The sequence below is a fragment of the Methylosinus sp. H3A genome (assembly GCF_015709455.1).
Taxonomy (GTDB): Bacteria; Pseudomonadota; Alphaproteobacteria; order Rhizobiales; family Beijerinckiaceae; genus Methylosinus.
On the sequence record NZ_JADNQW010000008.1, the window covers coordinates 20,729 to 45,113 of the forward strand.

General features: G+C 60.5%; 20 protein-coding genes, 3 pseudogenes and 1 other annotated feature. Of the genes and pseudogenes, 7 read left to right on the forward strand and 16 right to left on the reverse strand.

Annotation, left to right across the window (positions count from 1 at the left end):
* Positions 1-41: 41 nt before the first annotated feature.
* Complete coding sequence (locus IY145_RS24640) at positions 42-2,255, reverse strand: TonB-dependent siderophore receptor (RefSeq protein ID WP_196410908.1); 2,214 nt, start codon at positions 2,253-2,255, stop codon at positions 42-44.
* A 774-nt stretch (positions 2,256-3,029) separates the two neighbouring features.
* Between IY145_RS24640 and IY145_RS24645 the strand changes: the two genes are divergently transcribed.
* From IY145_RS24645 to IY145_RS24655, 3 genes and pseudogenes are all read left to right on the forward strand, one after another.
* Positions 3,030-3,719, forward strand: coding sequence for a response regulator transcription factor (locus tag IY145_RS24645; RefSeq protein WP_196410909.1), 690 nt, complete (start codon positions 3,030-3,032; stop codon positions 3,717-3,719).
* A gap of 296 nt (positions 3,720-4,015) precedes the next feature.
* The gene (locus tag IY145_RS26040; RefSeq protein ID WP_312030667.1) at positions 4,016-5,110 is read left to right on the forward strand and encodes a HAMP domain-containing sensor histidine kinase; all 1,095 of its coding nucleotides are present in this window, start codon (positions 4,016-4,018) and stop codon (positions 5,108-5,110) included.
* Between the two features lie 47 nt (positions 5,111-5,157).
* Positions 5,158-6,100, forward strand: a pseudogene (locus tag IY145_RS24655) (IS3 family transposase); the annotation flags it as partial.
* Positions 5,448-5,563: a sequence feature (AL1L pseudoknot), on the forward strand. (Overlaps the previous pseudogene by 116 nt.)
* Positions 6,101-6,127: 27 nt before the next feature.
* Here the strand turns inward: IY145_RS24655 and IY145_RS24660 are convergent.
* The 7 genes from IY145_RS24660 to IY145_RS24690 form a co-directional block, all read right to left on the reverse strand.
* The gene (locus tag IY145_RS24660) at positions 6,128-7,432 is read right to left on the reverse strand and encodes an MATE family efflux transporter (RefSeq protein WP_196410910.1); all 1,305 of its coding nucleotides are present in this window, start codon (positions 7,430-7,432) and stop codon (positions 6,128-6,130) included.
* On the reverse strand, positions 7,429-8,019 hold the full coding sequence (gene mbnC / locus IY145_RS24665; protein WP_196410911.1) for a methanobactin biosynthesis protein MbnC: 591 nt from the start codon (positions 8,017-8,019) through the stop codon (positions 7,429-7,431). The genes IY145_RS24660 and mbnC overlap by 4 nt, the downstream gene beginning before the upstream one ends.
* On the reverse strand, positions 7,991-8,821 hold the full coding sequence (gene mbnB / locus IY145_RS24670; RefSeq protein ID WP_196410912.1) for a methanobactin biosynthesis protein MbnB: 831 nt from the start codon (positions 8,819-8,821) through the stop codon (positions 7,991-7,993). The genes mbnC and mbnB overlap by 29 nt, the downstream gene beginning before the upstream one ends.
* Positions 8,822-8,905: 84 nt before the next feature.
* The gene (mbnA, locus tag IY145_RS24675; RefSeq protein ID WP_157235562.1) at positions 8,906-9,001 is read right to left on the reverse strand and encodes a methanobactin; all 96 of its coding nucleotides are present in this window, start codon (positions 8,999-9,001) and stop codon (positions 8,906-8,908) included.
* Positions 9,002-9,114: 113 nt separating this feature from the next.
* On the reverse strand, positions 9,115-10,260 hold the full coding sequence (locus tag IY145_RS24680; RefSeq protein WP_409455333.1) for a pyridoxal phosphate-dependent aminotransferase: 1,146 nt from the start codon (positions 10,258-10,260) through the stop codon (positions 9,115-9,117).
* Positions 10,261-10,619: 359 nt separating this feature from the next.
* Complete coding sequence (locus IY145_RS24685; RefSeq protein WP_196410913.1) at positions 10,620-11,309, reverse strand: DUF4189 domain-containing protein; 690 nt, start codon at positions 11,307-11,309, stop codon at positions 10,620-10,622.
* A gap of 69 nt (positions 11,310-11,378) precedes the next feature.
* A complete protein-coding gene (locus tag IY145_RS24690) occupies positions 11,379-11,888 on the reverse strand; it encodes an RNA polymerase sigma factor (RefSeq protein ID WP_196410914.1) in 510 nt (169 codons plus the stop codon).
* A 130-nt stretch (positions 11,889-12,018) separates the two neighbouring features.
* On the opposite strand from IY145_RS24690, the gene IY145_RS25375 reads away from it, so the two are divergent.
* Complete coding sequence (locus IY145_RS25375) at positions 12,019-12,201, forward strand: hypothetical protein (RefSeq protein WP_210332902.1); 183 nt, start codon at positions 12,019-12,021, stop codon at positions 12,199-12,201.
* 615 nt (positions 12,202-12,816) lie between these two features.
* Here IY145_RS25375 and IY145_RS24695 read toward each other — a convergent pair.
* The 5 genes and pseudogenes from IY145_RS24695 to IY145_RS26060 form a co-directional block, all read right to left on the reverse strand.
* Positions 12,817-15,369 carry a TonB-dependent siderophore receptor gene (locus IY145_RS24695; RefSeq protein WP_409455334.1) on the reverse strand — a complete coding sequence of 851 codons (2,553 nt, stop codon included), beginning with the start codon at positions 15,367-15,369 and terminating at the stop codon, positions 12,817-12,819.
* A 486-nt stretch (positions 15,370-15,855) separates the two neighbouring features.
* Positions 15,856-16,569, reverse strand: coding sequence for a FecR family protein (locus tag IY145_RS24700; RefSeq protein WP_246722447.1), 714 nt, complete (start codon positions 16,567-16,569; stop codon positions 15,856-15,858).
* Positions 16,570-16,647: 78 nt separating this feature from the next.
* Positions 16,648-16,803: pseudogene (locus tag IY145_RS26050) on the reverse strand (FecR/PupR family sigma factor regulator); the annotation flags it as partial.
* Positions 16,804-16,910: 107 nt separating this feature from the next.
* Positions 16,911-17,039 carry a sigma factor-like helix-turn-helix DNA-binding protein gene (locus tag IY145_RS26055; protein WP_312030668.1) on the reverse strand — a complete coding sequence of 43 codons (129 nt, stop codon included), beginning with the start codon at positions 17,037-17,039 and terminating at the stop codon, positions 16,911-16,913.
* 203 nt (positions 17,040-17,242) lie between these two features.
* Positions 17,243-17,410: pseudogene (locus tag IY145_RS26060) on the reverse strand (sigma factor); the annotation flags it as partial.
* A 1,159-nt stretch (positions 17,411-18,569) separates the two neighbouring features.
* Between IY145_RS26060 and IY145_RS24710 the strand changes: the two are divergent.
* From IY145_RS24710 to IY145_RS24720, 3 genes are read left to right on the forward strand one after another with little or no spacing between them, the layout of a single operon-like run.
* The gene (locus IY145_RS24710; RefSeq protein ID WP_196406473.1) at positions 18,570-18,992 is read left to right on the forward strand and encodes a putative toxin-antitoxin system toxin component, PIN family; all 423 of its coding nucleotides are present in this window, start codon (positions 18,570-18,572) and stop codon (positions 18,990-18,992) included.
* Positions 18,993-19,033: 41 nt separating this feature from the next.
* Positions 19,034-19,264, forward strand: coding sequence for a toxin-antitoxin system HicB family antitoxin (locus IY145_RS24715; RefSeq protein WP_246721621.1), 231 nt, complete (start codon positions 19,034-19,036; stop codon positions 19,262-19,264).
* A gap of 28 nt (positions 19,265-19,292) precedes the next feature.
* On the forward strand, positions 19,293-20,207 hold the full coding sequence (locus tag IY145_RS24720) for a recombinase family protein (protein WP_196406475.1): 915 nt from the start codon (positions 19,293-19,295) through the stop codon (positions 20,205-20,207).
* Positions 20,208-20,248: 41 nt separating this feature from the next.
* On the opposite strand, the gene repC is transcribed toward IY145_RS24720, so the two are convergent.
* The 3 genes from repC to repA all read right to left on the reverse strand — a co-directional run bounded on the left by repC (position 20,249) and on the right by repA (position 24,019).
* On the reverse strand, positions 20,249-21,583 hold the full coding sequence (gene repC / locus IY145_RS24725; RefSeq protein ID WP_196406476.1) for a plasmid replication protein RepC: 1,335 nt from the start codon (positions 21,581-21,583) through the stop codon (positions 20,249-20,251).
* A gap of 150 nt (positions 21,584-21,733) precedes the next feature.
* Entirely contained in the window at positions 21,734-22,729 is a 996-nt protein-coding gene (gene repB, locus IY145_RS24730; protein ID WP_196410915.1) for a plasmid partitioning protein RepB, read from the reverse strand.
* A 78-nt stretch (positions 22,730-22,807) separates the two neighbouring features.
* Complete coding sequence (repA, locus tag IY145_RS24735) at positions 22,808-24,019, reverse strand: plasmid partitioning protein RepA (RefSeq protein ID WP_196410916.1); 1,212 nt, start codon at positions 24,017-24,019, stop codon at positions 22,808-22,810.
* Positions 24,020-24,385 lie beyond the last annotated feature (366 nt).

Below are 24,385 nucleotides of genomic sequence, written 5' to 3' on the forward strand. Positions count from 1 at the left end.
TCACTGCGCCGCAGTCGCTCTCGGAGCGGGAAACCCTGCGGCTAGAACTCGGCGCGCAGCGACGCGAGGAACGCGCGAGGCGCTCCGGGAACGACGCTGAATCGATCGAACGACCCCTCGTAATAGGTCGTTCCGGCGAGGTTCTTCACATTGATCTGAAATGTCAGATCCGGCGACCAAGGCAATAGGGAAGCCTTGAACCTGTAGGACGCCATCGCATCGACACGTGCATACGCCGGAAGCTCGAAAGTGTTGGCGTCATCGCCAGGCCGTATGTCGACATAGACGACACCAGCGCCGAGCCCCAGCCCCTTCCACACGCCATCGGCCTCGTATTTCACCCAGAGATTGGCCGAATTGCGCGGAACGGCGGCGAGACGCTTGCCGGTGAGGCCGCCCGTTCCGGATGCGTCCTCGTCGCTCGTGACGACGGCGTCGATATGGCTGTATGTGGCGATGATGCTCCAATTCTCGTTGATGCGGCCGTTGAGGTCGAACTCGACGCCGCGACTGTTCGCCGCGCCGATCGGCCGTACGAATGGCGTCCCAGGCACGGGACGAGTAATGTTTTTCTTGGTGATGTCGAAATAGGCGAAAGTCGCGGTCAGCCGCCTATCTAGCAGCTCGGCTTTGACTCCTCCCTCGAATTGCGTCCCTACCTGCGGGGGAAGATGCGCGTTCTGCGAGCTTACGCCATTGCTGGAGCCGTAAGAGCGCGTGTAGTTTCCATAGACGGACAGCCAGGGAAACGGCTGCAGGACGACGCCAACTCTTGGGCTGTTCGCGCTGGTCGGCACGACCACGCGACCCATGTCCGTATAGGCTAGAGGCTCGCCGCCGAAGTTTCTCTTGACGCTCGATTCGGCCCAATCATGCCGGCCTCCGATGAGGAGATGCACGCGATCGTCCCAGAAGGAAATCTGATCCTGAGCGTATATTCCTCTCCATTTGTCCTTGTCGACAAATGAAAAATTGCTCGTGAGCTGGTCACTGCTCGGCGTGTAGACAGGAGCGTAGATGTTGATGGCGGAGATGTCATTGCAGCAGTGCCCGACCATCTTCCCTTCGTAGTCGAAATAATCGAACCCCACGAGGGTCTGATGGGAGAAAATCCCTGTCTCGAATTTTCCTTTGAGATCGATATTCGTGGCGACTGCACGGCGATAGGAGACTGGATACGACGAATTCGGCCCTGGCACGAACCACACAGAGCGCAACATATTCCCGGTCGCCTCGTCGAGAGAATATCCGCCGGTAACCGCCTGGCGATAGTCGACATTGTTGTAGCTCAGGCGGTTGGTCAGACTCCAGCCGTCCGTAAATTCGTAGGTCCAATCATAGGCGAAGAGCACCCGCTCCTGACCGTCGCGATATTTGGTCGTGAGATTCGGATCCCCGAGATATCGGCTGATCGAGATATTGGCAGGCCGGCGCCCCACCGCCGGAATTCCCAAGTCGCCCAGATCGTCCACCCAGCTCGATTTCTGGAACTCGCCGTCGACATTCAACGTGAAACGTTCGGTGGGACGCCAACTGACCGTGGGCGCGATAAAAAAACTCTCCGTATTGACGAAATCTCGGAAAGAATTCTTGTTGAGGTAGGAAAGGTTCACCCGATAGGCGAGCGTCTTGTCCTCCGTCAGCGGTCCCGTGGCGTCGAGCAGCGTCCGCGTGTGGCCGAACGAGCCCGCCTGCTCCTGAATGGAATAGTAGGGCGTCGATTGCGGGCGCTTCGGGACGAAATCGATGAGACCGCCGGGCTCCACACGACCGAACAGCATCGCGGCCGGGCCTTTCAACACCTCGATCGCCTGCAAATTCGCGGTTTCGAATCCACTGGTGTTCATCTGCCGAAGGCCGTTGCGATACAGGCTGCCGCCGGCCGGAAGGCCACGTATGTTGAACTGGTCGTAGTACTGCACGCCGATCGAAACGCTGCTGACATTCTCGAGCAAGGCGTCCTTGACGCTCACCACTTGGCGGTCGTCCATCGTCTCTCGCGGCACGACCTGCACCGCATATGGCGTCTTCAGGATCGGAATGTTCGTCTTCGAGGATGTCGGCGCGCCGACCGAATTGTAGCCGGTCAGACGCCCGCCGAGTTCGGCCTGCTTGTCGGTCGCCTCCGCCCCCGCTCGGCCGGTCGCGGACCCGATGTCGATGGTAGGAAGCGCCTCTTGCGCGAGCGCCGGATAGACCAGAGTGAAAGACAAGGCGCCTGCGGAAGCGCAGCGCGTCAGCATCGAATATTTCATGAGATGTTCTCCTGAGACGGCGCAAAAGCCGCCCGCATCGAGGAAGCCTGGAAAGGCGCAGCCGCTCGGCCGCACGATGTCAGGAGAAGGCAGGCGGCGCGCGAGACGACCAGGAACTGGTCCAGCCGGTTATGATCGGGCGAGCCGCGCATAAAGAAAAGCAGGCCGTCGTGACGATTGCTCTTTGCGCCGGATGTCGCCGGTCGGACGGCGGAGCGGCGAGCACATCGACGACGCGATCACGCTGCGCGCAGAGAACGCAACACTGACCTTGGTCGCCCTCGTGGGACGGCTCGTGACGATCCGAACTCGCCGTGCAGATCCGACCCCCCGACCCGAGAGCCGAGGAGGTCGATAGCCGGTCGCGAAATGGTCGATGATCAGCAGAGGATCCGATGGAGGCGACGCCCAGCAGAATGAGGACCAGACCCACGAGACATGCGATCACCCCACGGACGGCCGAGCGCCATTGCCCCTCGCCGCAGTTCAGCTCACGGTGTTTCATGCGCGTCATTCCGACCGAAGGCGTCGATTACCGACATAGGATTTATGTCATACACAGGCGATCCATTTGTCTTTTCATGGCAATTCTAATCGGAAAAGCTCATGTGAGCCTCATCGCCCGAGAGAGCGAGATAAAAAAGAGCGGCGCGGCGTCGACCGCGAAAGCTCGTCCCGGCCTATTGCCAAGAACCCGCCTTTGGTTATGAATGGCCGAGCGACGGGTTTTCTGACAGGAGACGCCGAACGCAGGACCAACTGGGAGCGGCGCCCATGCGGATTCTGTTGGTCGAGGATTATGCGGAGCTCGCAGGCGAGATCGCCTGTCGAATCGAGCGGGCGGGCTTCGCCGTCGATCGGGTCGGCTCGATCGAAAGCGCGTCCGCGGCTCTCGACAACGGGGCCTATACTGTGACTCTGCTGGACCGCAGATTGCCGGACGGCGACGGACTCTCGCTGATTTCGCAGATCCGCAAGCGGCAGCCGACGAGCCGCATCCTCGTGCTGACCGCGCTCGATTCCGTCGACGACAAGATCGAAGGACTGGACGCAGGCGCCGATGATTATCTGACCAAGCCCTTCAACCTCGACGAGATGATGGCTCGCGTCCGCGCGAGCCTGCGACGGCGCGGAGGCGATCGAACGCCGCCGATCATCGTTGGAGCGCTCTCCTACGACCTCGACGCGCGGACGGTGTCGATCGCCAATCGCCCCGTTTTGTTTCTCCGCCGAGAGTTAGCGCTCCTGGACGCTCTTTTGCGGCGCGCGAATTGTGTCGTTCCGAGAGAGAGGCTGTTGACCGGTGTCTACGGATTCGACGCGGAGGTCAACGAGCATGCGCTGACCGCCCTAGTCTCGCGTGTTCGCGCCCGCCTCGCCGAGCTCGACTCCGGCGTCGAGATTCACGCGGCTCGCGGCCTGGGCTACCTCATCGCCAAGTCGAAATCCCGACCGCCGAAATAGGCATGGCGCGCTCCCTCGCCAATCGCGTTGTCGCCTATCTGGTCGTTTCGCAATTCATCGCATTCGCGGCCGGCTGGCTCGTCACTCTCGTCCTCGGCTTCGCCGGCTTCGGAATCTTCGAAGGATTCGGCCGAACGGCCGATGAGCTCGCCTCCACGCGAATGATCGGGCTCGTCCTGGCGTCGCTGAAGCAGGACGACGACGGCGCTCTGCGCCTCCAGCCGATACGCGAGCTTCGCGCCGAGGCGCGCGACACGCCACGCCTGAAATTCGCGGTTTTCGACGCGGCTCGAAACGTGGCGGCGGCCGGCTCCTCTCCGGAATTGATCGCGGCGTTGACCGGCGCGATCAAAGTCAATCCGACGCATACCCACTTCATCCTTCCCGGCGATCCGATCGAGTCTCCGCAGGGGCTGGTCGAGCCCGTGCGCACACCGTTCGGTCGGCTGCACGTAGCGGTCTATGCGATGAAATTCGTCTCGGCGGACCTGCTCTACGCGATCTACGAGGATTTCCGGCATCTGGTCGGCTTTTTCGTCGTGACCGCCCTTATCTCGGCCGGCGCGGCGATGTTCGCCGTGCGCCGCGGGCTGACGCCACTGCGCGCGGTCGCCGACGAGGCGGCCCGCATCGACATGAACGAGCTGCAACAGCGCCTGCCCGTGGGCAATGTTCCGGCGGAGGTCGCTCCGCTGGTTCACGGAATGAATGTCGCGCTGGAACGGCTCGCCGCGAGCGCGGTGCGGATCCGCCGTTACGCGGACGATGCGGCGCACGAGTTGCGCACGCCGATCGCGATTCTACGTGCGAGACTCGACAATTTGGAGGAGCTTCCGGTCAAGGGCGCCCTACTTCGAGACGCGAGCCGCTTGCAGGCGATCATCGAGCAGATGCTCGCGGCCGCGCGTTTGTCCGGGCGGCAGGACACGCTCGATCAGGAGATCGATCTCGTGAGCTCGGTCCGTGAAGTCGTTTCACTGCATTTACCGCTCGCCATCGAATGCGACCGGATGATCGAATTCGACGCGGCCGCGCCGGTCATTGTCGCGCGCGGCAATTTTCGGGCGGTCGAGGCAATCGTCGCGAACCTCATCGACAACGCCCTGCGAGCCGAGCCGCCGGGGGGGACTATCATCATCCGCGTGGGGCCTGGCCCAGTCGTCTGCGTGATCGATCATGGCGAAGGCGTCGCCCGAGCCGAGCGCGAGATGATTTTCGAGCCATTCTGGCGCAGGAGCGAGGCGACGCCAGGTACCGGGCTAGGCCTCGCCATAGCAAAAGAACTCATGGAAAAGTTGCGGGGCTCCATCGCTATCGAGGAAACGCCGGGTGGCGGAGCAACTTTTGAATTGATTTTCTCAGAGGGTGAATCGGCGCGACCTTGTCAGTGAACCGCCCCGGGATTGCCGGAGGCCCGAACTCTTGAGAGGATGGGCCGATGGATACGAAGAAGAAGACATCGAACAGATTTTCACCTGAGGTTCGAGAACGAGCGGTTCGGATGGTGCTGGAGCATCGAGGCGATCATGCGTCGCAATGGGCGGCGATCGCCTCGATCGCGGCGAAGATCGGCTGCACGAGCGAGACGTTGCGGAACTGGGTTCGCCAGGCGGAGCGCGATTTGGGCGCCCGTCCGGGTGCGACGACGGATGAGCGCGCGAGGATCAAGGCGCTGGAGCGGGAGAACCGCGAGTTGCGTTAGGCCAATGAGATCCTGCGCAAGGCGTCGGCTTATTTTGCGGCGGCGGAGCTCGACCGCCGCTCGAAACCATGATCGCCTTCATCGACGCTCATCGGGAGGCGCATGAGGTCGAGCCGATCTGCGAGCTTTTGCCGATCGCCCGTCGACCTATCGGGCGCATGCGACGCGTCGGCACGACCCCGCGAAAGCGTCAGCCCGGGCGCGTCGGGATGTGACCGTTCGCAAGGAGATACGGCGCGTCTTCGACGAGAACTTCCAGGTTTACGGCGCACGCGAGGTGTGGCGGCAGATGAAGCGGGACGGAGAGAGCGTAGCGCGCTGCACGGTCGAACGGCTGATGCGGGGCATGGGCTTGCGCGGCGCCGTGCGCGGCAGGCCCGTGAAGACAACAGTGAGCGATCGCAAGACGCCCTGTCCGCTCGATAAGGTCGACCGGCAGTTCCAGGCGCCTCGGCCGAATACGCTGTGGCTGTCCGACGTCACCTATGTCGCCACTTGGCAGGGCTTCGTCTATGTCGCCTTCGTCATCGACGCCTTCGCTCGGCGGATCGTCGGTTGGCGCGCCTCGCGCACGGCGCATGCGGGCTTCGTGCATCATAGTGATCGCGGCGTTCAATACGTCTCTATAAAATACACAGCGCGCCTCGCCGAGGCCGGCGTCGAGCCCTCGGTCGGCAGCGGAGCCCGTGCGACCTGGGACGCGGCGTCAGATCGCCGTCGATGTTTCGGGGCCGGACCGCGGCCGCGCGGCCCGCGAGACGAGAGGCGCCTGCTTCCAGAAGCGCAATGCGCCGAGACCTTCCGGGACGATCAGCGACAAATAAGCGACGAGAGGCGAATCGATATAAAGTCCGAGCGCGACGAGAGGCAAGGCGACGAGCCAAAAGACCGAGCTATCCGTTCTCGCCACCGTCCCGAACGACCCTCGAGCCTGCAAGACGGCTCTGAGGATCGACGTCATGTAGCGCAGCGGTATCGACGCGGCCAAAATTTCGACCAAGGTCGTCCACCAAGGACCATGCTGACCATATAATCGCCCGAGTGCGTCGGTTCCGGCCATGAGCAAGATCGCGACGCCCACGGCGAAGGGAGCGCCTTGCAGCGAGATCGTTCTGATCGAATCTATGAGGCGTTCGTCGGTGAGCCCTGCGAGGCGAAACGCGAGAAAGCGCATCAACGTGACGAGCGGCGTGAAAACAATCAACATCAACGTCTGACCGGCAGCGAAGCAATTCAGCCGCCCGACGTCATAATTGCCGAGTCCGGGCGCCGCGAACATGGTGAGGCATGCGAGCATAGCGAGATGCATGGCGACGCCGCGCTCGGACTCCCAGAGCGCCGCATTGCCGAAGCGGCGCGCCCATGAAGCGCCGGGCAAGGTCAGCCAATCGACGCCATGCCGCAATAGAGCCCAAATTCCCCAGATCGACGAGCCGACGCAGATGACGGCCCCTATCTGGAAGCAGCTGGAAAACCCCAGCCCGAAAATCTCCATGGCCAAAAAATTGCCGATGGCCTTGGCGGCGAACTCCCACAGCTTCCATTTCACGACTCCGGCGCCTTGGTCGAGCGCATGGAGCATGAAGGCCGAAGTGCTGCTGATGAAGCGGAACGGCGCGGCGAACGAATACCAGAGCACTCCGTCGCAGATCAATCCGGCGATCGCATCATCGCCGACGAGCAGCTTCGCCAATCGGGGATAAGTCGCCGCTCCGAACGCCGCGCAACACAGGCCCGCGAGCAGCGAGAGCCATAGGATCGCTCCAATGACGCGCGGACTCGCCCCGTTTCGCCGCGCCTCGCCGATCGCGGTCGAAGCGACGGCGCCCATCGCGCTCAGCAAGATCACATCGACGACGACCAAACGCGTCGTCATCGCATAGGCCCCCGGCGCGCCGCCGCCCAAATGGCCGACCATTATGACATCGGCTTGCTGTGCGAGCTGTCCCGCCACGATCACGAGGAGCAAAGGCCAATAGCCTCGCCAAAAGCCCTTGTCGTTCTCGATCATAGAGGTATGGGGCGCCACCCCGGGAAATGATCGAGCTCGTAGCCCGGCGTCCGAAAGCATCCGAAATTGCCTTCTGGCGCCGGAAGCTCGCATTCGAACTCGACCTGTTCGACTTCGATGAAGCGTGTCTCTATGCTGCTGAGCTTCCAGCCGGCGACAGCCTTCGTCGGCTCGATCAGGCGGCTCGCGATGACGATCCCGCAATAGTCGAGATCACGGTCGCGCCCCGACCACCGCGATGCGGCCGCAGCCATGAGCTTCAGAGCGAGGTCTGCTCCGACGCGCTCACGAAACTCCGATTGCAGCAGCCATTCCGCCGCCCAGATATGATAGGCCCAATCGAATGTGAGGTTCTTCTCCTGCGCCCATTGCATGAACGGCAGGAAAATCGCGCGCCCGTCGGGGCCCGAAAGCTCCAACAATTGCGGAACGGCGTCGAACAGCACATGCCAATAGGCCCGATAGCTGATGTCGAGACGAACATGACTTCGTGACTCTCGCGCGAACGCGTCGAGCCGCGAAGGATTCATCATGTCTTGATAGAGATCGGCGTCGATTCTAGCCGGCGCAGGCGACAAGAGACTCATTCGTCGTGTCCTCGGCGTGGGGGAATATCTCGCGCAGACGTTCGAGATCGATCGCGATCGAATCATATTCGATCTCGAAATCGCGCTCATATGTGATCGTCGAGCCCGGCTTGTCGAATGCCGCGCGCATGGAGCGAAGGAACTCCAACGTATCCGGCGCCATTTCCCTGTCGTGCGAATCGACGATGACTCGCGGATCCAGAAACGAAGGCCCATATCCCGCGACATGAAAATGTCGCGTCGACGAGATGACGTCGTTCCAAGCGTCCAGCGACGCGCCGCAATTGTGTCGGGCGACCACCGCATTGGAGGCGTCGAAGAGGACGCCCGCTCCGGTCTCTCGGCAGAGCTTTCGAAAAAACTCGGGCTGCTCCCATCCGCCGTCCATGATGGATGGGTAGTTTTCGAGATGGAGTTGGACGCCGAGCATATCCTGCCATTGCTCCACGCGATTGCGCACGGGGTCATATTGGGCGTAATCGATTTCGCCGAGATAGAAGAGATTCCGTCCGTTCGGCGCAAAGCGCAGCAGATGGTCGGACACATAGACCGGCTGTAGCGCATCGATGAAAATGCGAATCTGCTTGGCAAGCTTCTCGAGCGTCTCTCTATCATTCTCGAGAAACTTCGACAGCATGATATGGAACCCGACCGGACACTCGAACGCATCCGCCAGCTCTTTGACCGGAACATTCAAGAAATTGTCGATGAGCAGCTCGCAATAGTCGATCTGCCGCTCTCTGAGCATGCGCCGAACCATGTCCAGCGTGCCGTTCAAGGTGAAGTTGAATCCGATTTGCATCTGGAAAGCTTTCGACGATGTCCGCATGGAAGCTGGAAAGCCGCCCCCGGCCGTATGAACCGGGGACGACGCTGCCGAATAAAATCAGCAGGTGCCGCACCACGGCGGGTTGCACGCGCACATGGCCTGAACGCGGCCGATCACGGGGAGGATTTCCTTCTTGACTACTTTGATGGTCATTGCTTGCTCCATTCGGCGTTTGATCTGTCGCCACGCCGTCGCAACCGGCGACGTGACGACTCGCTCTTCCGCAACGCCCCAGCGGAAGACGATTCCGTGTCGCGTATCGCTCTTTATGTCGAAAGACCCGAAGATTCGCGGCTCTCGGCGGACGACAGTGATGCGAGCGCTTCGAGGAGCGCATCGTTTTCCGACGGCGTCCCGACGGTGATGCGCAAATGTTTCCCGATCCGAGAGGTCGGAGGAAACGCTTTGACGAAGATGCGAAATCTCTCTCTCAATTCCTCCGCGACGCTCGCGCCGGCCCGCGGCGTCGCGCAAAAGAGGAAATTGCCTTCCGAACGAAAGGGGGAAAAGCCCGGCATCGCAGCCAGTTCCTCACGCAGGCGCTCGCGCTCGCGCTTCACTTGGTCGATGAGCGGCTGGAACAGAGCGGCTTCTTCGAGAAAGATTCGCGCGACGCATGCGGTCATCGCATTCACGCGGTAAGGGAGCGAGGCGCGTTCCAATTCGCGAATGAGCGGCTCCGATGCGACGAGATATCCCAATCGGCACCCCGCGAGTCCGATCTTCGAAAATGATTGCGCGACGATTACATTGTGGCGATCGATCGCATCCGTCGCATAGGAGACGCCGGCATAGGCGGAATATGCCTCGTCCAGGCACAGCAGGTCGCTCGTGGACGCCGCGAGCCGCTCGAATGCGGCGCGATCCAGGGCACGGCCGGTCGGATTATTGGGATTGCCGACATAAAATATCTTTGCGCCCTCCACCACCGTCATTTTGTCGGCGACCTCCGTCGACAAGGCAAATGCGTCGTCGAGCGGAATGGTGACGAAGCCTTTGTCGTTGAGAGCGGCGAAATGCCCGTAGAGCGGGAATGTCGGCGTCGGAACGACCACCGCGTCGAACGGCCCCCCGAAAGCACGACAAACGAGATCGAGCATTTCCGTCGAGCCGACGCCGAGAAGAATATTTTCGGCGCGCACGCCGATATTCGCTGCGATCTCGGCCTCGAGCGCATCGATCTCCGTCGCATCCGGATAGTGTCGAAAGTCGATCGCCGAAATCTCTCGCGCGACACGCGTCAGGAATTCGTCCGGGAGAGGAAAACGCATCTCATTGGCGTCGAGACAAAGGCCGTCGCTCCGCGGAATCGAGCCGTATATCGGCGTCGCTCCCAAGCGTCTCTTGGCTTGCGGCCTGGCCGTCGCAGAGTGTGGCGCTGGTTGCTCAAGAACATCGATCAGGTCCGACAAGGCGCGTCTCCTGTTCTACCGATGGTGAAAGCTATCGTGGCCATGCCTGCGCTCGCTCTGTGTGCTTCATCAAAACATGTGACGATGGCGTCTCGCGCGTCGGCGAGTCATTCACGAAACATGTCGGATCATTCACTCGTGATGAGAGACGCGCAGATGCGATCGAATCCGACATGGGTGGAAAAAAATTTTCTCGTGATGCCGAAAAATTCGTTCGATCGATCTATGTCACGATGATCGACTAGAAGGAGACATACGTCGGCGCTGGAACTTATGCGCGAACCGTGAACGAATGCCCGCTCGAGCCGAAGATGTGGAAGCAAACGACCTCGCAGCGGCGACGCCGTTCGTCATGTTTCTTATCGGGCGGCCGTGTCGGGGAGGCTCAGCTCCAGCGCTTTCGACAATCGCGTGCGATGCGCCTCAATCTTATCGCTTTCGGAGCGAGGAATTTGTGGAAATGCGAGCGCCTGCGCGCAAGCATTAGTCGCGGCGGCGATCGATGTCGGCGAATTCGGCTTTTTGAAGCATTTGCGCCAGCTCTCGATATATCTCGCCATGCTCGGATCGAAGGGCGTCGCCGATCCGGCGCGATGCGCATCCGCGTCGACGCCCTCATCATTTTCGCAGACTGTTTCGATGATCTTGCAGGGATCTTTCGCGCGGCATTCGGTGTCGGCTTTGTCTCGGGCGTGAGCGAGACTGTCGCCGATCGCCGCTGCGTAGCGAGATCCGTCGAGACTCGCCGCGACGGCGGCGCAGCCGTCGTGAAACGACTGCACGACCGTGCAGGCGCTTCTCTCGCCGCCGCAGACATAGACGGCGAATCGCGCGGCCCCGCGCGGGTCTGAAAAGCCGCGAGCGGAGCCCGTCAGCCATTCCCCATTGTCGCGTCGTCCGAGCGCGAGAGCCGACTCCGCCCGAGAGTCGGAAGAGGCTCCCGATATGAGCAAAATCCACGTCGATAGGATGTATGCGGCGCTGCGTCCGAGGCGCACTCTCTTCGGCCTGTGGGCATGAGCATGAAATAGTGAGATTGGTTCGGTCATGAACGAGCTCGATTGCTGATGAGTCGACGCACGCTCGACGAGTCGACGAATGCGCGCGCCTGTCGGAAGTCATGCGGGATTCGACGATTGAAACGCCATGCTGTGGCGTAAATCGCCACGGGCTTTGGTCAAGTGCCTTTCCACCGTTCGTGTCGATACGCCGCAACGGTCGGCGATTTCGGCGTTGGTGGCGCCGTCGACCACTTTCAAGAGGATGATCTGCTTGCGCAATGGCGACAGCTGTTCGAATGTCGAGGAATAGTGGTGGAGCTCGGCAACGTTCGGCGTGTCGGAATGAATGGGAAGGACGACGGATTCGTCGAAGGGCGTCGCGGCGTCGGTAAAGGCGGAGCGGAGCTTTCGCCGCCTGTGCATGTCGGTGACGAGATTGGCGGTGATGCGATATAGATAGGCGCGCGGGCAGGTTAGCTTTTCGGCTCCCTCCTTCACCAGTCGCAGATAGGCCTCCTGAACGACGTCTTCTGATTCTTCCCAACCGAGCCGACGGCTGGCGAATTGACGTAATCTGGGCGCATAGTCCCGGTAGAGCTGTTGGACCGACTTCTCCTTCGCTGTCATGCGCATCTCCATAGCTTCGCTCGGAAGTGGTGAAACAGGCGTTCTGTGGGCTCTAGCGTCTATGGCGCGATCGATCGCCTCCTTCGCCGCCGAGCTTCTTCACGGATCTGGCCAACGGCCGAATATGAGAATGGCTTCGGTTCAAAGCGATCTGATTCATCGGCACGACGAAGACGGCGGAGGCGTTCGACGCATCCGCGAGCGCGATCCGGCACATGAGTCCGAACTGTTCGCCAGCGTCGAAGACTTCGATCACCGTGAGGCGGGGCGAGCGTCGGACATCGATCGAACGACTACGCAAGAAGGACAATAGCGCGGGTCGGCCTTGCGCCGCGAAAGGCAATTCGCGTCGCAGGCGAGCGATGAGCTCTCTTTCTCTTTGCATGCCAATTCGCCTCGAATGAGATTGCGAGAAGCTAAAAAGGCGGGAGCGACGTCACGACAGATCGATCGCTCTTCGCAGAATGGAAGACGCGTTGAAATTGCGGCCGAGTCCGGTCGTCGGCTCAGGCGCGAGCTGCTTCGGCTTTCCCGAGTCGCCTGGTCAGTTGTCCGTGGGCGGCGTCCGTCGCCGCGCTCGGTTCGAGGCGGCTTCGCTCGAAGCGCGCTGGATGTGCGGCCGCGTCATGCGGTGTCGAGGCGACGAGCGCGCCACGCCACAGCGGTCGCACTCGCGCCTATGACGCGCGTTTGATGTGATGTCGGCGCGGCGAATGTGGCCGTTCGAACGCCGAGACAGTTTGTATGTGACAGAGCGCTTCGCGCCGTCATTTCTTTCGAAAATCGCAATGGCCGCATTTTTTCCTCTGACGATCGGTTTCAGTCGCCTCGCTTTCATCGATGCAACAGTGGGCGTCGTCGCGTGAGACGAGCGCCCGCTAGATGAGGCCTTCCGCTCGAGGCGGGAGGCGTCCGCTTTTTCAGCTGTTCAGAACTCCCATCGGAGCGAGCCGAGGAAGCTGCGCGGCGTTCCCGTTTGAATCGTCGTCCTGCTGCTCGCCGTAGGATAATAGATGGTGTCGGTTATGTTCTTGACGTTGAGCTGCGCGGTCACCTTGTAGCCCGCGATCTCGGTCGCATAGGCGACCATGCCATTGAGCAGCGCATAGCTCGGCAGGATCAATGTGTTGGCGTTATCGCCGAAGAAATCGTCGACGACGGTGACGCCGGCTCCGAGGCTCAGACCGCGCAATTCGCCATCGGCTGCATATTTGACCCAGAGGTTGCCGTAGTTGCGCGGGCTGCCGGGCAGCTTATTGCCGGCAACCGCGAGCTGCGTCGTCATCAGCGTGGCGGGATTATAGGTGAGCGCGCCTTGTATCGTGCGCACATCGTCATGCGTGTAATTGGCGATCACGCTCCAATTGTCGTCGATGCGGCCCATGAGATCGAATTCGACGCCGCGGCTGCGCGCTTTTCCGATGACCAGCGAATTGCTCGCATTGGTGGGGTCCGGCGTCAGAATATTCGTCTTTGTGATGTCGAAATAGGCGAGCGTCGCCGTCAGCCGACCGTCGAGGAGTTCCGCTTTGACTCCGCCTTCGAACTGCTCGCCTTTTTGCGGCGGAAGCGCCACTCCGAGGCTGGTCGTATTGTTCAAGCCGAAGGAACGCGTGAAATTGCCGTAGAGCGAGAGCCATGGCGTCGGCTGATAGACGAGGCCGACTCTGGGGCTGAACGCCTTATTATAGACCGTGGTGTAGGAAGCGAGAGCGCCGGCGAGCGAGGTGACGGTCTTATTGCTGCCCGTTTCCGCCCAATCATAGCGCCCGCCCAGCAGCACATGAACCGAGTCGTCGAAGAAGGAGACCATGTCCTGCGCATAGACGCCGGTCCAGCGTTGATCCTGCGTGATGTATTGTGGGGCGGCGAAGGGATTGTCGAGCGTCCAATAATTGGGAGCATAGATGTTTATCGAGCTCGTCGCTGCGAATATATTCGTGTACATCGGCATATGAGTGCTGAGATAATCATAGCCGACGAGGGTCGAATGCGATAGCGGGCCCGTCTCGAACTTGCCTTTGAGGTCCAAATTGGTCGCGAAGTCGAATTCGTGGAATCCGCCGCCGAGCGTGGAGTTCGTCAATGTGCGCGTGAGAACGCCGGTCGCTTGATTGATGGTCACGCCGAGCGCGTTGATCTGGCTGTCGTCGAATGTCGAATAGCTCATCCGATTGGTGAGGCTCCAACCGGGGAAGAAATCATAGGTCCAGTCATAGGCGACGCGCTTCTTGTCGTATTCGTGCGGAGAGGTCGTCGTCAGAAGCGGAGTCTGAAGATAGCGCGAGATCGGTATCGGCGCAGGATAGGAGCCGATCGCCGGCAGCACGGGATAGTCGTCGACCCAAGTGCGATGCTGATATTCGAAATCTATGTTCATCCGGAATTGCTCGGTCGGACGAAAGCTCAGCGTCGGCGCCAGAAAAATATTCTGGTCCTTCACGAAATCCCGATAGGAATAGGTGTGGTAGAATTCGCCGTTGATCCGATATCCGAATACATTGTCCGGCGTCAGCGGACCGGTGGCGTCGACCGTCGTTCGGGTAAGTCCATAAGAGCCGTTCTGCTGCTGAACGGAATAATAAGGCGTCTCCAACGGGCGCTTCACCACGAGATCGATGAGGCCGCCGGGCTCCACGCGGCCATAGAGAATCGCCGCCGGACCTTTCAGCACCTCGACCGATTGCAGATTAGCGGTGTCGAGATAGCGCATTCGGTATTCCATCAGGCCGTTCTTATAAGAGTTGCCATTGCTGGAAAATCCACGAATCTTATAAGATTCGGAAAAGCCTGGAGTCGTTTGCACGGAGCTGACATTGGTGACGATCGCGTCCTTGACGCTGATCGCTTGCTGATCGTCCATCAGCTGCCGCGTCACCACTTGAACGGCCACCGGCGTTTTGAGCAGCGGCGTGTCCATCTTCATGGCGCTGGACGCGTTTTCGGCCTTATACCCGGTCATGCGATCGCCGGGGCCCTGGGGAGCGCCGCCAGCGCGACGACCCGCGCGATCGGCGTTCGATTCGTGTCCGATGTCGATCGTCGGCAGCGGCGTCGCGCCCTCCGGGTTCGCGTCATTGCGCACTTCGGTCGCCTGGGCGAGAACGATCACCACGGATTTTCCGTTGGGCGACAGCTCATATTTCAAGCCGGTTCCGGACAGAACTTCCGAAAGCGCTTCGGCGAGGCTGTGCTGGCCGGTCAGTCCTCTGGTCCGATGGGAACGGGTGAGGCGCGAATCATAGACGATGCGGACGCCGCTCGCATCGGCGACGCTGTTCAGCGCGGTCGATATGGGGCCGGCCGGAATGTCGTAGCTGCGGACGATCTCGGAGATTTCCCTCTGCGACATCTGCGCATGCGCTTCGGCGCGATCCGCGTTCGAGCCGAACGCTATGGCGCTCATCACGGACGCGATGGCCGTGGCGCTCATCATCCCACCCTTCGCCGACTTGCTTCCATTGAGAATCCGATCCGACATCGATTTGGTTCCGTCCCGTCTCCTAGCGGCAGGCACAGCGCCTCCCACTCTGACAAGGACGAAGCTCTCCTCCTCCGGGGAGGTCGACGAGTTAAAAAATTCTCCTTTCCCTATGCCGCGAGCGCGAGGCCGCCGCCTTCGCCCCGACGGCGGGCCCGCTATACAACAAGACGAACGGCGGCCGCGATAGGGGACGCGGCCGCGCGGAAAAAGGGGTTGTGTCGCAAATTTTGTCTGCGGAGGTGACGCAGAGACGTGTATAGAGTGACGCGGCTTACGCCGCGAGGGCGTAGAAATGCTGCGCTGGACGCAATATGGTCCTGGTCTGAAACGGATCCTTTCGGATCATATGCTTGAGTTCGCTCCCTGGAAGTTTCGCGGCAGCCGATCGAAATGATTTGAAACCCGACATCGGCCTCGTCATTCGCTTCACCGCGCGATAGTCCTATTCGACAATGTCATTGAGAAGATCAAATAAAATCTTTTTTATCCCGTGAGCACGACAATATAGCCGAGATCGAGAGCCCGGAGGCCGAGGGCCTTCTCGATCGCGGAAATCGCGGCCATCGGCTCTGCCGCATCGAACACGCCGCTCACACGCCTCTCGCGGATCGACGGATCGAGAATCAAAATGTATCCGCGCAAATAATGTCCGAGGACGGAGACAACCTCCGTGAGCGGCCTGTCGTCGAAAATCAGCTTTCCGCGCCGCCATGCGGTCACATGGTCGACCTGCACCCGATATGGAGCAACCGCGGCGGCGCCCGGCCCAAAAGCGCTCTGTTCGCCTTCATCGACAATGATCGCCGGGCCGCCCGCCATGACGCGCACGCGATGCTGCGCGACTGTGACCTCGGTTCGTTCCCCTGTGGTCGAAATGTCGAAACTGGTGCCGAGAGCCGTCACCGAGCCGCGGGCGATCAGAACGGAGAAGGGCCTGTCGGCGTCCGGCGCGACGTCGAACCAAGCCTCCCCCCTCAGGAGCGTCACGTTTCTCTTGCCTTCGTCGAAATCCAGCGAGATGGCCGAGCGAGGGCCGAGTTCGATCCGAGAGCCATCCGCGAGCCGAACCATCCGCGTCTCCGCGACGCCGGTGCGGGCCTGCGCCCATAGCATGATCCAGGCGTCGTCGAAGAAGACATAGGACAACAGGGCGAAAGCGAGCCCCGCGAGGCCGGCGGCGACGCGAGCGTGCGGCATCCGGCGCGGCGGGGGCACCTCGAACTCGTCGATGAGTGGCCGCAGGCCTTCGAGATCGCCCCAGATACGGCAAACCTTTTCGAATGCTTCGCGGTTCGACGGGTCACGTGTCAGCCAAAGGACGAACGCCTCGCGCTCCTGCGGCGTCGGGGCTCGGCAGTCGAGGCGCGTCCACCATTCGATGGCCGCTCTCCGACGGCTCGCCCGATCAAAGGGAGCGTCATCCTCCTCCATACGTCGCGCCAATCTACCTCTTATCGGGCGTCACCGCCGCCACTGATCCCTTACTGTAAGAGGACGTATGTCGGCAGTGGTAAAGGAGCTCGTCTCGAGGAAAAATTTTAGTCGAGCGCCGCATGGCACCGCTCTAGCGCCAATCGTAGATGTTTGAGGACCATGTTTCGGGAAATGCCCAACCTATGAGCGATCTCGTCCGGCGAGAGATCATGGAAGCGGCGTAAGATGAACACCTCCCGGCACTTGGGGGTAGGCTCGTCAACGAGGCGTAGAACAAGCGGACGCTTTCCTTCGCCTCACAAATCTGCGACGGATCAAGCCCAGCCTCGGCGATCTCGGTCGGAATATCGCCTGGCGCGACGTGCTTGGCTATGCTCTTGCGGTGACGGGAGAAGTCGCGTGCGAGATTGATCGCCGTCGTTCGCAGATAGGCGTCCTCGTCGACGATCGGCCCGATCTCCCGACGCCGCAGGAGTCGCACAAAGGTCTCTTGTAGAAGATCGAAAGCATCTTCATGGCCCACGCGCCGCGTCAGACAGCCGAGAAGATCGCGCTTGTTGCGCTCGAAGAGTTTGCCGATCAAACGGCCTTTGGTCTTGGACATGGGCGGGCTTCCGCTGGAGCCTCGAATTCGCGATGACAGCGAAGCGAAAGGCCGCCCCGAGCGGTTCCCGCCTCGAACGATCTCCCCGCTCTAGATCAGGGAGACGCGCGTTCAGGACAGAGACGGCGGAGCGCGAGCGAGGTGAGAGTTTGCCCAAGGTTCGAGGCTGCGGTCGAAGTCGTCGACCGAGGCAAGGGGGACGCCGGTCGAGGTTGGACGGGCGAAAAAATCGCAAACAACTGCGAGGAGCGAAAGCAGAGTGGGCGGATCGTCTCGTCCACCGGCCCCACAGAGAAGGCAGCATTGATCGGTCGTGTGGCGTTCATCAATAGGGACGCCTCGATCCGACTCTGGGTCGATTCGGCAAATCTCATAATTTGCAGCCGCGAATGAGGCGGAGGCATGAAATCGAAACGCCGCAGCACTACGTGCGGAGGAAATAATACCCTGCAATGCGACCAAGCAAATCACAGCGCCGATAAGGGCGCTCGCTGCTAGTTTCCGCTGAAATCCCCAATCCGCCATAAGTGATTTGTAAGCTCGGTCTCCGTCGTCGGTCAAGGCGCTGGGACATCCGACGCTTTTCCAGGCGGCAGTGAGGGGCCGCGGTGGGAATGAGATGAGATCCTCGATCTGCACGAATTCGCCCGCGCGCCACAAGGCGGCGCAGGCGTCGTGGAAATGCGCGCGAAGAACGAAGGCTTCGGCGACGGGACTGGAGCGAAGCCGCTCGTCGAGACGCGCGAGAGCGTCCGACGCGCTCTCGAAAGGCGCTTGCAGGCGCTCGAATGAGACCGAGCCGGGACGATCTAATCCCATTTTAATTCCATGCATATCAATATCATTATCAACTTAGTTATAATTTAGCTTGAGTGATAGAAGATGCTTTTTTATCTTTCGCCGACAGGATCGAAATGCGTCGCCACGGCTGGCCGAGAGCAAGCCTCGGGACGGCTCCGAAGGCGCGTTTTCGGCCCGCAAATCGACGAAAATGGGCTGTTTTTCGGGCCTTTCTCCTGCTCACCACTATGTCGCGGCGGGGAACTTCGGCCATCGGATGCGTTTTTAAACGACCGTTTATTGATATTAATCTAAATCGCAATTTCGATTTTAAGCAGCCCATTGATAACATCACAGGCGATATGATACGCTTACGGCAATGAGATTGGTTCTGGATACGAACTCCCTGATCGCAGCGCTCCGAAGCCCAGGCGGAGCCTCCGCCGAGCTTCTCAAGCTTGTGCGTCGAGGGCAGGCCCAGCTTTTGGCCAGCGCCGCCCTCGCAATCGAATATGAGGCCGTGTGTCTGCGCGACGAACACCGAAAAGCGGCCGGCCTGTCGACGAAAGAGGTCGGTCAGTTTCTCGACGCGATCATCGATCTGATCGAACCGATCGAAATCTGGTTCCTTTGGCGGCCGCAATTGCGCGATCCGGGCGACGAGTTCGTGCTCGAGGCGGCTGTGAATGGGCGGGCCTCGACGATCGTCACGTTCAATTCGCGTGACTTCGGACTTGTGCGAGAGCGCTTTGGGATCGAGGTTCTCACGCCGAGAGATACGCTGATAAGGATAGTGCAATGAAAACCAAAACAGCCGCTTACGCGCTTCGGCTCCCCGCTTCGATGAAGGCGGAAGCCGAAAAGATTGCCGCCGAGGATGGCACGAGCCTCAACCAGTTCGTCGCTTCGGCGGTGGCTGAAAAGGTCTCGGCGTTGCGCACGGCTCGCTATTTCGCGGAAAAGAAAGGCCGGACCGATTGGAGCGCCTTCGACCAGATCATGCGCCGCGAGGGTGGCGAGCCGCCGGTCGCGGACGACGAAATTCCTGAAGCCTATCGAACGGCTCGCAAATAGTCCGTCGCAGATTAGGAGATTAGGGCCAATGCCCCTGATCGGCTACGCCCGCGTCTCGACCGAGGATCAGGTCACGGACGCCCAGACCGATGTGCTGAAGGCGGCCGGCTGCGTCGAGATTTTTCGCGAGCACATGTCGGGGGCGAAAGCCTCCCGGCCGGAACTGGCCAAGGCGCTGGCGCGGGTGCGCCGCGGCGACGTGCTGGTCGTCGCGCGGCTCGACCGTTTGGCCCGTTCGCTGTCGCATCTCCTTTCGGTGATCGCCGAGCTCGACGCCAAAGGCGCGCATTTCAAATCGCTCGCCGATCCGATCGACACGACGACGCCGCAAGGCCGTTTCGCCTTGCAGGTTCTGGGCGCCGTGGCGGAATTGGAGCGCGCCCTGATCCAGGAGCGCACCAAAGACGGCTTGCGCGCCGCCAAAAAGCGCGGCCGCATCGGCGGCAATCCAAAACTGCGCGCCGGCGACCGCGACGCCATCCAGCGTATCGTCGACATCAAGGCGGCAAACTATTTCGAGCGCGTCAATCGAACGGCCGAACATTGGCTGCCGATCGTCCGGCAAATGCGCCCGGATCACCGCTGGCAGGATGTCGTGCGCGTGCTCAACGCCAAGCGCGATAGCGTCAGCGGCGTTCCCCTGCCCCAATGGACCGTCGAGCGTCTGAAGCGCGCAGTCAAATGCTTCGTCGCCGAGGGTTTGATCGAGCCGAGACTCCTCCTTCAAGCCGCCAGCCGAAAAGTCAGCAGCGAACGCCTTGTCACGCTGGTCGCCGGGATCAAACGGGCCAATCCCGATCTGACGCTCGCGCAAATCGGCGCGCAGCTCGAGGCCATGTATGAGCGCACGCCGCGCGGCGGAACCCGCTGGGCGCCCTCCTCCGTCAAAAGTCTGCTCGACCGCGCGGAAAAGCTCCGGTTGCTCAGCGTCGAAACACTGTGACCGAGCGGATTACCGAGGCGCGTCCGAAAACACACCTCGCGTCACCCCGTCCTCTTGCGCTCTCGCGCCGCCTTCCCAGCCTTGCCGCGCAACAGGGCCATCAGCACGGGCCCGAGCGAGAACTCCCCTGCCCTCGCCTTTTCGGTCAGAACGCGAAGATAACCGCCGGCGCTTTTGATTTCCTCGCCGCGTTGCAGGATCGCGGCGATGACAATCGAGGCGTCATGCTCGCCCAAGACGTCCAAGGCTTGCGACCAGGCGTCCGGCGAAACGCCGAGCGCCGAGCGCACTGTCGCCGCCGCCGCAGCCAAGTCTCGCCACGACGAAACCTCGCCGCTCGGGCCGTAATCGACGATGTCCGGACACGCCTCCAACACCATACCCAGCGGATAGGCTCGAAGCGCGGGCTTGGGATGGGTAACCCGAGAGCGATCCGAAGATGCTTCCGGCTCTCGCTCGATCGGCCACCTGGCCTGTTCGAGATTTGGCTCGGACGGATCGGCCCTGCCTTTTTGAAGGCTAGATTCAAGATCAGAAGAGTTTGTGGTTTGATTCTGTATGTGGCGCTCAGTTTGAGACTCATTGCCGCTCATATTTCGAGCTTTTATGTGCGTTTCCAGCAGCTTGTGGATTTCAGCCGCAAGCGCGGCAAGTTCGTCGGCCAAAGCCTCCAAATCGACGCGGGAAAGCCCACGTCCATAGCTCCCCGAAAGCGTCGCATAGCGCTGATGCGCGCCCTCCCAGTCGCCCGAAACGCCCTCCTCCAATCCGGTCTCGATCATTTTGACGATGTCTCGCCGGGTGATGGTGATCTTTTCTCGCAGCAGCGTGATCGCGCGGTTCTCGGCCCGCACCTCCTCGGCGAGGTTCTCGATTTCGCTCGAACGCGCCACGAGCGGCGCGAGGTCGAAGCCGAAAGCATCCTCTATGGCTCCGCCCTGCCCTTTTCTGGCGAAGCGTTTGCCGTTCGGAGAATCGCGGCGGATGATCAGTCCGGCGTCGACCAGGCAGGCGAGATGCCGCCGCAACGTCGCCGGCGCCATGCCATGAGCGCGGATCGAGAGTTCCTTGTTCGAGGGAAACACGACGATGCCGGCGCCGGCTCCGGCCCCCGGCTCGCACCGCGCGTCATTCCCTGGCAATGAGAGCGCTGTCTCCTGGTGGAAGCTCAGCAACGCGTGCAATACGGATAGCGCACGCTCGGTGACGCCGAGCGGCTCCTTGGCTTCGGTGAGCGCGCGAAATAGCCGCCATTTATGCACGACGGTTTCGGATGCTCCCGGCTTGGCGGCGAAATTTTCGGTCGCGGTCTGGCTCGCCACCATGGCGAGCGATAGCGACCGCCGCCCGAAGGGCGTCGTTGGACGTGTCTGCATGTTCCTTTGCCTCGTTCAGGCAAAAGAAATCCGCTCACCAAAACGGCGCCGACTCTTGACAGCGATTCGCGGAAGTGGGATTCTCGGAGTGCTTAAATCAGAGAAGGGCTTCCGGGCGGCGACGTTCGGGGGCTTTTTTCTTTTGCGGGTTCAATCTCCTGATTCACTTATGATCTTCGTCTCCTTGAACGCTCGATAGAGTGCGTCGAGATTAGACGAGATGTATCGGCCGAACTCACTCGCTTCTTTCGACTTGAGCGAGAGGTTGAAGCTGCTTCCGTTATTCCGGTAGCTTGCAGACACGGTCTTGCTCTCTGATTCCCAGCACGCCGGGTCGATCCTCCCCCGCGCGGACTTCCGTGGCTTGCGTCCGAGCGTCTGGAGCTGGGCGAGCAAAAAATTGAACCGCTCCATTACGTCTTTGGAACGGAATTCGTCGGACGCCACGACGATAATCGCAGCCTCCCCGGCCTTCGGCGACTTCACCTGCTTCTTGAGTTCTTCCCACCGGTCACGGCCAATGGTCTTGGCCGCGCCGATTGCTTCGATCACGGGCGCAGGAACCGTCTCCACCACAGAAAGCATCCTCGACAGCAAGCTGTCGTCGATCGTCAGCGCGGATTTGATAATTTCCTTCCGCTGCCCCATATCGAGGAGCTTCTTGGCGAACAGCGCCTTTTCGATGAAAGACAAATTTGCTCGTGCAGTGTTCTCCTGACCTTGCGCGATAATATGCGCGATATCCTCTAGGTTCTTGATCACCGCGCGAACAGGAATACCCAGTTCTTTGGCGACGCGCGCGCGACGGTGGCCAAACACTATCATGAATCGACCCTTGCTCTGCGGATGAGGCCGCACAAGAATCGGCGTCGATTGCCCGTGCTCCCTGATCGCCTCGCGCAGATCGGCGAAATCAGCATCGTCGTCTTCGATGCGATCCGCGACAAAAGAGCGATCTAGAACTGAGACATCGAGTTCGACGACTGTTTCCCCGGCCAGCATTTTCTTTGCGTTCTCGGCCATCTCATCGATCGAAAGCATCATCGAGCGAGACGCTCCGCGAAGCGCATAATCATGCCGCGCGGCAACATCGGCCTTCGGCGTCTCCGCCCCCGTGATAGTCGCCAAGAGGTTCTTACGGGCCATATCAGGCTCCTCTCCCTTGCGCTAATCTCTTGAGGAATTTAGCGGTTCGGCAATTCTGCACGGCTGTCAAAAGGAAGATCATCTCCGCCCCCACGCTTGATGGATGAGCGCCGTGATCTCCTCATTGACTGCATTCAACGCCTCCAATGCGCGGTCATATGTTGCGCGCGTGAATTGGGCGCGCTCGACCTCGTACAACGTCTGATTGGTGATCCCCGCGTCCGAAATAGCGGTCGATTTCACCATCGGGCTTTTGAGCATCTGCTTTGGAAACAGCGATTGCATGAAACCAACCATTTGCGCCTGCGGGCCATCGGTCGGCTCGTAGCGTGTGACAAGATACCGAAACCATTTTAGGCGGACATCGGCTCCGGCTCCGCTGATCGACTGAAGGACGCCGCCCAGCATCAGCAAAAATTGGCTCATCGACATGACGTCCAGCATCTGAGGATGGATGGTAATGAGAACGGCGGTGGAAGCTGCCAATGCGGTCAAGGTGAGATAGCCGAGCTGCGGGGGGCAATCGATCACCACGACGTCATAATCGTGATCGACCTCCTTCAGTGCGTCGGTGATCCGGGTGAAGAACATCCGGCCCTCGGCCGAGGATTTGTCGGAAGCGGCGAGAGGCGTTTCATATTCGTATTCCTGCAGTTCCAAATTCGCAGGAACGATGTCGAGCCCGGGGAAATTGGTGCGCCGAACGACCTCGGAAATCGGCTTCTTCAAGCCATCGTAACGTAGGGCCTCATAGAGTGACGGATTCCGATCGAGCTCGGGCTGAATACCGTGAAGCGCGGAAAGGGAGGCCTGTGGATCGAGGTCAATTGCGAGCACGCGATGGCCGGTGAGAGCGAGGTGCTGGGCCAGATGAGCCGCCGTCGTGGTCTTTCCGCTGCCGCCTTTGAAATTGACGACGGCGATGACCTGGAGCTCTTCCCCCCCACGTCGATGCGGCACATATTTTTTGTAATCGGCTCGCCCGTGACGATCGAGATACTGCCGCAACTCTAACATTTGCTCAGCCGTGTAGCTCCTACGTCCGGACGCCGAGGTGGCGGGAGTAGGACCCTTACCTTCGAGATGGAGCTTCTTAATGTTAGATGACGTCACGCCCAGAAAATATGCGGCCTCCGCCAAGGAAAAGGAGCGAAGGCTCTTAACGGCGTCGGGCGGATAATGCTCTAGCCGGAGCATGTTCAGCTTATCCGAGATCAATTCTCCCTGTTGAAGAATAGTCTCGTAGAAGCTGAAACCGCCCGTCTCGTCGATAGCTGTCGTCACATTCATCGGCGTCAATTCCCGAAATAACGCTTTTCCACGCCAAACCCGCCTACAAGCGGGAATTAATCCTGATTCTCTCTGCTCCGCAACGAGTTTTTGGTTAATGACTGGTTAACGTCGTGGACCGCCCCAGCGACGAGCCTTGGCTCACTGCCTGCACTATTTAGTTGTTTTTACGAAATTTTCTGAGATCTTGCACGGCTGTCAAAAAGAGAATGTGGGCATATCATGCGTTCGCTGGAGCAGCGAATTGTCGGCGCGCCACACCCACGCTGACGACGAGGCGCTTGCGGCGCGTGCCGGCCACGTAGCGCATGCGGAAGCAACGGGACCGGAGCAGGAGAGGGTGCCGTCATGGAACAGTTGAAGACG